The sequence below is a fragment of the Streptosporangium sp. NPDC050855 genome, from assembly GCF_044456585.1.
Lineage (GTDB): Bacteria > Actinomycetota > Actinomycetes > Streptosporangiales > Streptosporangiaceae > Streptosporangium > Streptosporangium longisporum.
Genome location: NZ_JBITFY010000049.1, coordinates 1 through 10,124 on the forward strand (window position 1 = coordinate 1; position 10,124 = coordinate 10,124).

7 protein-coding genes and 1 rRNA gene are annotated in these 10,124 nt (G+C 71.9%); 6 read left to right on the forward strand and 2 right to left on the reverse strand.

Going from position 1 to position 10,124, the window contains the following annotated elements:
• Positions 1 to 286: 286 nt before the first annotated feature.
• The 5 genes from ACIBCT_RS40260 (at position 287) to ACIBCT_RS40280 (ending at position 8,068) form a co-directional block, all read left to right on the forward strand.
• Complete coding sequence (locus ACIBCT_RS40260) at positions 287 to 952, forward strand: DUF1707 domain-containing protein (RefSeq protein WP_399197319.1); 666 nt, start codon at positions 287 to 289, stop codon at positions 950 to 952.
• A gap of 99 nt (positions 953 to 1,051) precedes the next feature.
• On the forward strand, positions 1,052 to 2,059 hold the full coding sequence (gene plsX / locus ACIBCT_RS40265) for a phosphate acyltransferase PlsX (protein ID WP_399197326.1): 1,008 nt from the start codon (positions 1,052 to 1,054) through the stop codon (positions 2,057 to 2,059).
• Positions 2,060 to 2,282: 223 nt separating this feature from the next.
• Positions 2,283 to 4,616: an HAD-IC family P-type ATPase gene (locus tag ACIBCT_RS40270; RefSeq protein ID WP_399197320.1), complete on the forward strand. Its 2,334-nt coding sequence runs from the start codon at positions 2,283 to 2,285 to the stop codon at positions 4,614 to 4,616.
• A gap of 42 nt (positions 4,617 to 4,658) precedes the next feature.
• A complete protein-coding gene (argS, locus tag ACIBCT_RS40275; RefSeq protein ID WP_399197321.1) occupies positions 4,659 to 6,413 on the forward strand; it encodes an arginine--tRNA ligase in 1,755 nt (584 codons plus the stop codon).
• 143 nt (positions 6,414 to 6,556) lie between these two features.
• On the forward strand, positions 6,557 to 8,068 hold the full coding sequence (locus ACIBCT_RS40280) for a hypothetical protein (protein ID WP_399197322.1): 1,512 nt from the start codon (positions 6,557 to 6,559) through the stop codon (positions 8,066 to 8,068).
• Positions 8,069 to 8,248: 180 nt separating this feature from the next.
• Here the strand turns inward: ACIBCT_RS40280 and ACIBCT_RS40285 are convergent, their stop codons facing one another.
• Entirely contained in the window at positions 8,249 to 8,641 is a 393-nt protein-coding gene (locus ACIBCT_RS40285) for a cell division protein SepF (protein WP_399197324.1), read from the reverse strand.
• 207 nt (positions 8,642 to 8,848) lie between these two features.
• Between ACIBCT_RS40285 and ACIBCT_RS40290 the strand changes: the two genes are divergently transcribed.
• Positions 8,849 to 9,643, forward strand: coding sequence for a PhzF family phenazine biosynthesis protein (locus ACIBCT_RS40290; RefSeq protein WP_399197325.1), 795 nt, complete (start codon positions 8,849 to 8,851; stop codon positions 9,641 to 9,643).
• 403 nt (positions 9,644 to 10,046) lie between these two features.
• On the opposite strand, the gene rrf is transcribed toward ACIBCT_RS40290, so the two are convergent.
• Positions 10,047 to 10,124, reverse strand: a 5S ribosomal RNA gene (gene rrf / locus ACIBCT_RS40295); the annotation flags it as partial.

Here is a 10,124-nt window from a genome sequence, read left to right on the forward strand (position 1 = left end):
GGGGGGGGGGGGGGGGGGCGGGGGGGGGGGGGGGGGGGGGGGGGGGGCGCCCCCCCCCCCCCCCCCCCCCCCCCCGCTCCACCCCCCTCGCGGGACGGAGCTCCGTGCCGCGTCCGCGTCCGTGCCGTCACCACCGGGGCGGCACCGGGCCGGGCACGAAGGGCGACATCGCACGGCGCGCATCCCGCGCCGGACGGCCGCTCGCCCCGTCGACGACGGCGTTCCGCGCGGGATTCCCGACCGAGGAGCCTCGCGATATATCGCGAATCGCCGTAGAATCGCGGGTATGACGTCCCCCGTCCCCCTCCCGCACGCCCCCGGTGTCGCCCCGCACGCCCCCGAGGCCGTCCCGCACGCCCCCGGTGCCGCTCCGCGTGCCTCCGAGACCGCCCTGCGCGCCTCCGACGCCGACCGCGACCGGGTGGCCGCGGTGCTGGCGGAGGGGCTCGCCACCGGCCGCCTGACCAGCGTCGAGCACGCCGACCGCCTGGACGCGGCCTACTCCGCCGTCACCACCGGCGACCTCGTCCCCCTCACCCGGGACCTGCCCGGCCTCACCGCCCACGGCCAGAGCCCCGCCACCGAGCGGCAGCGGGTCGCCGCCGTCTTCAGCAAGGTCGTCCGGGGCGGGCGCTGGGTCGCCGGGCGGCACACCGCGCTGAGCGTCTCCTTCGGCGCCCTGATCGCCGACCTGTCCGACGCGGTGCTCCCCGGCCGGGAGATCACCCTGGAGGTCGACTGCCACTTCGGCAAGCTGATCGTCAGGGTGCCCGAGAACGCCCACGTCATCGACGAGGTCGGCGCGTTGTTCGCCAAGCGCTCCGTCTCCGGCGGCACGGACGGTCCGGCGGGCGAGGGCGGACCGGTCATCAGGGTCGTCGGCCGGGTCGCGTTCGGGAAGGTCGTCGTCTCCCGGGAGAGGACCGACGCGAACCTCCCCGTCACCTTCTGATCACCCCCGTGGCGCGACCGGCCCCGGTGCCCGCCTACGATGCGGACAGACCATCGCGCACGAGGTGACCGCTTGCCTGAGATCGACGCTCCCGGCACCATGCCGATCGCCCTGGACGCGATGGGCGGCGACCACGCCCCCGACGAGATCGTGGCGGGTGCCGTGCAGGCGTCGCGCGAGCACGGGATCTCCATCGTGCTCGTCGGCGCCCCCGCCCCCCTGGCCGAGGCCCTCTCCCGGCACGACGCCACCACCGAGATCCCCATCGTCCGGGCCGAGGAGGCCCTGGCCATGGACGAGGGCGCCCTCGCCAGCCTGCGCCGTCCCCGCTCCAGCATCGCCGTCGCCTGCCACCTGGTACGGCGCGGCGACGCCTGCGCGGTGGTCTCGGCCGGGTCCACCGCCGGGATCGTGGCCACCGGCAAGCTCAGGCTCCGCAGCCGGCCCGGAGTGCTCAGGCCCGCCATCGCGGTGGCCCTGCCGACCCGGCCCCGCCCGACCGTGCTGCTGGACGCCGGGGCGAACGCCGAGGTCAAGCCGGAGATGCTGGTCCAGTTCGCCCACCTCGGCGCCGCCTACGCGGAGACCGCGCTGGGCGTGGAGACTCCCAGGATCGGCCTGCTGACCATCGGCAGCGAACCGGAGAAGGGCAACAGGCTCGTCAAACGGGCCCACGAGCTGCTGTCGGCCGCACCGGGCCTCGACTTCGCCGGCAACGTCGAGGGGCACGACCTGCTCACCCAGGCCGTCGACGTCATCGTCACCGACGGCTTCACCGGCAACGTGGCGCTCAAGACCATGGAGGGCAGCGTCCGCTACGCCTTCTCCGAGCTCCGAGAGACGATCAACGAGAGCCGGACGGCCCGGATGGGCGGCCTGCTCCAGAAGAGACGCATCAGGGAGCTCCACCGCCGGCTCGACCCCGAGGTCCACGGCGGCGCCGTGCTGCTGGGCCTCAACGGCACCGTGGTCATCGCCCACGGCTCCTCGCGCGCCAGAGGGATCAGCGCCGCCTGCGTGCTCGCCGCCACGCTCGCCCACGAGGGCGTGGTGAACCGCGTCGGCGAGCGCCTCTCCTCGACGCACCGCCCGCACCGCCTCTGGTGACCGGCTCTCCGCCCCGGCTTCCGTCCCGGTTCCAGCCCTGGCCGCACCGGCCACACCGGCCGCACCGGCCGCACCGGCCGCACCGGAGCCCGTGCCGGCCCCCTGCCGGGGACCATCCGCCCTTATCCGGTTAACGTGATACTCACGGCACATCGGGTCACATCCCCTACCGCATTCACCGGCCCCGCGTACCCTGAGTCCCAGTCGATCAACGGGGGAGCGTGTGCAGCAGGTGACGGAACCGGGGCTGACCTCGGCGCAGGTGGCCGAACGGGTGGCCGCGGGACAGGTCAACGACGTCCGGCGCCGGTCGAGCAGAACGGTCGCCGCGATCGTCAGGGCCAACGTCCTCACCCTGTTCAACGGGGTGATCGCCGTGCTCTGGGTGCTGATCATGATCTTCGGCGAGTGGCAGGACGGGCTCTTCGGCCTGGTGATCGTGGCGAACGCGGCCATCGGCATCGTCCAGGAGCTCCGCGCCAAGCGCACCCTCGACCGGCTCGCCATCGTCAACGAGGCCCCCGTCAGGGTCCGCAGGGACGGGACCGACACCGAGGTCGCGCCCCGGCAGGTCGTCCTCGGCGATCTGGTCCTCCTCGCCTCGGGCGACCAGTTGCTGGTCGACGGCGAGGTGCTGGACGCCGACGGCCTGGAGATCGACGAGTCGCTGCTCACCGGTGAGGCCGACCCGGTGCACAAGCTCCCGGGCGACGAGGTCCTGTCGGGCAGCTTCGTGGTCGCCGGCCGGGGCCGCTACGTCGCGACCCGGGTGGGCGGCGACGCCTACGCGGCCAGGCTCGCCGAGGAGGCCAGCGCGTTCAGCCTGGCCCACTCCGAGCTGCGCGAGGGCGTCACCCGGTTCATCAAGTACGTCACCTGGCTGGTCGTCCCGATCGGCGCCCTGCTCACCTGGAGCCAGGTCAGCAGGCAGACCGAGATCGGCGAGGCCGTCACCGGCACGGTCGCGGGCATCGTCACCATGATCCCCGAGGGCCTGGTCCTGATGACCAGCATCGCCTTCGCCGTCGGGGTGATCCGGCTGGGCAGGCGGCGCTGCCTGGTCCAGGAGCTGCCCGCGATCGAGATCCTGGCCCGGGTCGACGTGCTCTGCCTCGACAAGACCGGCACCCTCACCTCCGGTGGCATGGAGCTCGGCGAGGTCCGCCCGCTCGGCGACGGCCTGCCCGTGGACGAGGCCCTGGGCGCGCTCGCCAACCTCGACCCCGACCCCAACCCCACCGCCCGCGCCGTCCAGGTCCGCTACCCCGACTCACCCGGCTGGACCGCCACCGCCAAGGTCGCCTTCTCCTCGGCCAGGAAGTGGAGCGGCGCCGAGTTCGACGGCCACGGCGGCTGGGTCCTGGGCGCCCCCGACGTCCTGCTGCCGCCCGGCACCCCCGCTTACACCGAGGCCGGGGCGCTGGCCGCCACCGGCCTGCGGGTGCTCGTCCTGGGCCGGGTCGCCTCGCTGCGCGACCCCGACGACCTCGGCGACATCGAGGCCGCGGCCATCGTCGTGCTCAAGCAGCGGCTCCGCCCCGAGGCGGCCGACACCCTCGCCTACTTCGCCGGGCAGCACGTCGCCGTCAAGGTCATCTCGGGCGACAACCCCGAGTCGGTGTCGGCCATCGCCACCACGCTCGGCATCCCCGGCGGGGACCGCGCGGTCGACGCCCGCACCCTGCCCGAGGACGACCCCGAGAAGCTCGCCGAGATCATGGACGCCAACACCGTCTTCGGCCGGGTCAGCCCGCACCAGAAACGGCTCTTCGTCGGCGCGCTCCAGTCACGCGGCCACACCGTCGCGATGACCGGCGACGGCGTCAACGACGTGCTCGCCCTCAAGGACGCCGACCTGGGCGTGGCGATGGGCTCCGGCAGCGGCGCCACCCGGGCGGTCGCCCAGATCGTGCTGATGGACGACAGCTTCGCCGGCCTGCCGTCCGTGGTGGGCGAGGGCCGGCGGGTGCTGGCCAACATCGAACGGGTCGCCGGCCTCTTCCTCACCAAGACCTTCTACGCGATCGTGCTCTCCCTGCTGACCGGGGTGATCGGGCTCGCCTTCCCGTTCGCCCCCCGGCACTCCACGCTGATCAACGCGCTGACCATCGGGATCCCCGCGTTCTTCCTGGCGCTGGCGCCCAGCAACGAGCGCGCCCGGGGCGGCTTCGTGCCCCGCGTGCTCCGCCTGGCGGTCCCCTCCGGGATCGTCTGCGCCGCCGCCGTCTACCTGTCGTACTGGATCGCCCAGAGCGGGGGCCTGTCCCTCGCCGAGAGCCGCACCTCGGCGGTGATCACGCTGTTCGTCGCCGCCTGGTCGGTGCTGGCCCTGGTCGCCCGGCCGTACGTCTGGTGGCGGGTGGCGCTGGTGGCCTCCATGGCCGGGCTGTTCGCCCTCGCCCTCGCCGTCCCGTTCGCCCGGGAGTTCTTCGCGCTCACCGTCGCCGATCCGGCCGCCGGGCTCACCGCCGCCGGTCTCGGCGCCGCCGCGGGGGTCGCGCTGACGGGCGTCTTCGCGGTCGTACGGGCCCGCGGGAGCAGGCCGTCCACGGGGTGATATCCCCTCGGTGCAGGATCGGCCAGCCGATACCCTTGGGGCATGACCGACCCGCAACTCGAACTCACCGGGCGCGTCCAGCAGGCGCTGGCCGACGCCTTCGGCGCGGAGTACGCCGACGCAGACCCGCTGATCCGTCCCTCGCAGTTCGCCGACTACCAGGCGAACGTGGCGATGAGCCTGAGCAAGCGACTGCGACGCGCCCCGCGGGAGGTCGCCCAGGAGATCGCCGACCGGCTCACCGGCCCGGCAGCGCAGGCCACGGACGACCCGTTCCCCGGCACCGTCGAGGTCAGCGGCCCCGGTTTCCTCAACCTGACCCTCTCCGACGTCTGGATCGCCGAGCGGGCCTTGGATGTGCTGGCCGACCCGCGTGCCGGCGTGGGCCTGGCCACCCCGCCGCAGACCGTCGTGGTCGACTACTCCGCGCCCAACGCGGCCAAGGAGATGCACGTCGGGCACCTGCGGACCACGATCGTCGGCGACGCCCTGGCCCGGGTCCACGAGCACCTGGGGAACAAGGTCGTCCGGCAGAACCACCTCGGCGACTGGGGCACGCCGTTCGGCATGCTCATCGAGCACCTGCTCGACATCGGCGAGGAGGCCGCCGTCGCCCAGCTGGAGGCCGGTGAGGGCAACGCCTACTACCAGACCGCCCGCGCGAAGTTCGACGCCGACCCCGCGTTCAACGCCCGTGCCCGCGCCCGGGTCGTCACCCTGCAGGCCGAGGAACCCGAGACGATGCGCCTCTGGCACATCTTCATGGACGCCACCCTGCGCTACTTCAACAAGGTCTACCGGCAACTCGAGGTGACGCTGACCGACGAGGACATCGCCGGCGAGAGCATGTACAACCCCATGCTCGCCCGGGTCTGCGACGAGCTCCAGGAACGCGGCATCGCCGTGCTGAGCGACGGCGCGCTCTGCGTGTTCCCGCCCGGCTACACCGGCCGCGAGGACCAGCCCCTCCCCTTCATGATCCGCAAGAGTGACGGCGCCTACGGCTACGCCACCACCGACATGGCCACGATCCGCTACCGGGTCGACGACCTCAAGGCCGACCGGATCCTCTACGTGATCGGCGCCACCCAGGCGCTGCACATGTCGATGCTCTTCGACTCCGCGCGGCTCGCGGGCTGGCTGCCCGACCACGTCAGGGCCGAGCACGTCCAGATCGGCAGCGTGCTGGGCTCCGACGGCAAGATGTTCAAGACCAGGAGCGGAAAGTCGATCAAGCTCCTGGAGCTGCTCGACGAGGCCGAGACCCGGGCCGGAGAGGTGATCAAGGACCGGGACTACGACGACACCGAGCGGGCCCGGATCGCCCACGCCGTCGGCATGGGCGCGGTCAAGTACGCCGACCTGTCGGTCAGCCACGACAGCGAGTACGTCTTCGACTTCGACCGCATGCTCGCCCTCACCGGCAACACCGGCCCGTACCTGCAGTACGCGCAGGCCCGCATCCGTTCGATCTTCCGCAGGGGCGGCGTCTCCCCGGCCGAGGCGACCGGGCCCATCGTGCTCGGCCACCCGGCCGAACGCGCCCTGGCCCTGCAGCTCCTGCGGTTCGGCTCGGTCGTCGAGGAGATGGCGGAGCACTCGGCGCCGCACAAGCTGGCCTCGTACCTCTTCGACACCGCGAGCGCCTTCACCACGTTCTTCGAGAACTGCCCGGTGCTCAGGGACGACGTCGAGGCGGCCGTACGCGCCTCCCGGCTCGCCCTGTGCGCGCTCACCCTGAGGATTCTGGAGACCGGCCTGACCCTTCTCGGCGTTCCGGTGCCCGAGCGCATGTAACCTGTCCACCAGATGATCGTCTTTATTGCGAAAATCGAGGCGATCGTCTGGCAAAGTCATGTTCGGCGCGCCTCCCCGCGGGGATGTCCGAAGCGCAATACGCTGGCGCGGTCATCGGTCACAACTTCGGGGAGTTCTCTGCCTTGAGCACGGACCTGACCGCGAATCCGCACGCCGAGGCCGATCCGCACACCGAGGCCGAGCTGCGCCGCCGTGCCGATGCCCTTCTCGATGACCTGGCCGCCGGCGTCGTCCCCACCGGGGTGCCGGCGGGCCTCGGCGAGTCGTCCGGCCACTGGCTGGCACCGGCCGTCGAGGCGCTCGTGCTGATCATGCGCGGCGAGGACTCGCTGGAGCCCCTCGCCCGCGCCGCCCAGCGTGACGAGCGGCGGACCGCGCTCTTCCTGTGTCTCGCCCTGGCCGTCGCCGGCCAGGGCGACCGCATCCACGCCTCGTGGCTCGGCACCGCCTTCGGAGAGCTGTCCCTGGACCGTCCGGTGACCCACGGTCAGCGGGCGCTCTGGCTCGCCGCCGCACGCGGGGCGTACGGGCCCGCGGGCAAGATCTTCGTTCTCCGCAGGCTCGACGCGGTGGCCGCGTCCCCCGCGTCCGAACCCGACCGCTGGCTCCGCGCCCTGGTCCCGGACGAACCCTCGACGACGGTCTCCCCGGCCCTGGCCGGGTTCACGGTGCTCGCCGAGCTTCCCGAACTGGCCGCCCCCGTCCAGGCCGCGGCCCGCCTGGCCCACCTGCGCGACCGCTGCGCCGAGATCACCTCGGCCCGCGAGAGCAGGGGCGGCGACACCGCGACCACGGACACCGGCCAGGGTGCCGGCGGCTCCGCGGGCACGGACGCCGTCGTCGGCACCCGGCCGTCCGATGTCGTGGAAGCGCCCGGCGCCGCGAAGACGTCCGGACGCGAGAACGGGACCGCGGGCGGGCCGGCAGGCATCGCGCTCCTCGCCGCGGCGCAGACCGACCACTCGGACGAGACGACCGTGGTGTGGAGCGAGGACGAGCCGCTGACCGTGCTCCGCCGGCTGGTGGGGTCGGGTGCCCCGGAACGTCCGGCCCGGTCGCTCACCACCCACCTTCTCAGCGACCTGCGCCCCGGCTCCCACCCCTACCTGGCCGCCATCGCGCTGCACGTGGCCGCTCCCATCGTGCGGGCGGCGGCCGAGAACCTCGCCGAGGCCACCCGGGCCGAGGCCCCGGAGTCGGTCACCGTGCCGATCCTCGGCCACGAGCTGACGCTACGCCCCGAGGGACCCGACCCCGAGTCGCTGGAGGCGGCCGAGAAGCGGGTCACCACCGAGGGAGCCCCGTCGCTCGGCCGTCCCTGGGGTGCCTACCTGCTTCTGGCCCTCGCCCCGGTGATCCTGGTGGTGGCCCTCCTGCTTCCTCTCCTCCCGCTCGCGGCCCTGGCACCGCTGCCGGCCGTGGCCGGTGGCTACCGGCTGTGGCGCAGGCGCAGGCGCGAGCGGGAGAACGCCGAGCGTGTCGTCAGGCGGCTCGCCGAGCTCAGGGAACTGGCCCAGGGGGCGGTATGGGCCCTGCACGAGTACGCCCGCGAGTCGGAGAAGCGGATCACGACGGCCGGCTCCGATCTCGCCGAACTCACCCGCCTGCTCCGCCGTGGTCCCCGAGCCGGTTGACGACCGGGGGTGACGCGCCGGGAAGGTCCGTGAGGACCGGCCGGATGCTGGGGGGGTGCATCGGGTCCTCGGAACCGTTCCGGATCGTCAGGCTCGTCCAAGATCGTCGGGTTCACCCGGATCGTCGAGGTCGTCCCGGGCCCTTGGGACCGTTCCGGGACGGCCGCGCCGTCGCGGGGATCAGCCGTTGGTAATCTCCACCTCGGCGGGGGCCAGCAGGAAGACCTTCTCCGCGATCCGCTCGATACGGCCTTCGCACCCGTACGCCAGTCCCGCGACGAAGTCGACCATGCGGGTGGCCTCGGCGGTGCTCATGCCGCTGACGTCCATGATGACGGTCTGACCATCGCGGAAGTGCTGCCCGATGACCGGTGCGTCGTTGTACTTCATCGGCGTCAGCATCACGATCCGCGAGGGCTCGTTCATGGCGTGCCAGCGCTTGGCCGCCCGCTCGGAGGCGGACTGCCAGTCCTCCTCCTCGCCCTCGACGTCGTCCTCGTAGTCGTAGGCCTCGTCGTAATGCTCTGCCCCGCCCAGGCCAAGGTAGGTCGCCACCTTGCGCACTGCCCCCATCGGCTCGTCCTTTCGCCAGGACCATGCCGTATCCGGCCTGTCCTTACACCTTGGACGGTAACCGACGACCAGAAGTTCGCCGTGCGACACGCCCAGCGCTTATTTCCACTTTGTACGGCTACCGCACTGGTTTGCCTGATCCCGACTGTGCCTGATCTCCTGCCCCGTCTTCAACCGATATCTTCGGCGCCCCCTACGATCGGAGGCATGCTCGTCTACACGGTCGATTCGTTTACCGATGAATTTTTCAAGGGTAACCCCGCCGGGGTCTGCGTACTCGGCAATCCGGTCCCTGACGCCTGGATGCAGTCCGTGGCGGCGGAGATGAGGCACTCCGAGACGGCCTTCCTGCTCGGAGGCGAGGACGGGGGTCCGTACTCGCTCCGCTGGTTCACGCCGGTGACCGAGGTGGCCCTCTGTGGGCATGCGACCCTGGCCGCGGCGCATGTGCTGTATTCCACGGGAACGGTCCGAGAAACCCTCGAATTCTCAACGAAGAGTGGAATCCTGTCCGTGACCAGGGATAAATCCGGATTAATCAACATGGATTTCCCGGCAAAACTACTCCAAGAGGGGGGTCCTCCCCCTCCTCTGATCGCTGCGCTCGGGGTTAAACCTGTTTGGGCCGGAAAAAATGTTTGGGACTACCTCGTGGAGGTCGAGTCCGAGGACGCCGTGGTGGAGACGGCTCCCGACTTCCGGGCCCTGGAGCAGGTCGAGGCGCGGGGAATCATCGTGACGGCCCGCGCCAAGGGCTCGCGGACCGGCATCGACTACGTCTCCCGGTTCTTCGCCCCCAGGGTGGGGGTCCCGGAGGACCCGGTGACGGGTTCCGCGCACTGCGCGCTCGCCCCGTACTGGGCGTCCAAGCTGGGATCCGACACCCTGGTGGGAGCGCAGCTCTCCCAGCGCGGCGGTGTCGTCCGCACGACCGTGCGGGGTGACCGGGTCGAGCTGGCGGGCCGCGCGGTGACGGTACTCTCCGGCGAGCTGCACGCCTAGAAACCCGGTCACCGGTACGGCGACGGAACGTGCGGCGGCGGTTCGGCGGACCGGTGTTCGCGGACCAGGGAAGGACCGGTCGTCGTGACGGCCGGCTTAACGACCGTCATGGCGTCCACCTTGGCGGGCGTCCCACCGCCCGTTTTCCCGGTCGTCCCGCGGGTGGCTCGAAGTCGACGCGGTGGGCCAACCGTGGTGAGCGCGCATCACGGCCGGTCCACCGCGACGGGCTCGCCACGGGCTTCGGGCCGGAGCACTGAGATCCCTGCCCACAGGGCCGGTACCTGGCGTGTCTGTCACATGGGAAAGACTGCCACCGACGGCTTGGAAGGGAGTTGCAGGGGGATTGGAGACTCCCGGAAACACGAAAGCCCCCACCAACGGTAGGGGCTTTCGAAAGATTGTCCGGCGGTGACCTACTCTCCCACACCGTCCCCGGTGCAGTACCATCGGCGCTGAAGAGCTTAACTTCCGGGTTCGG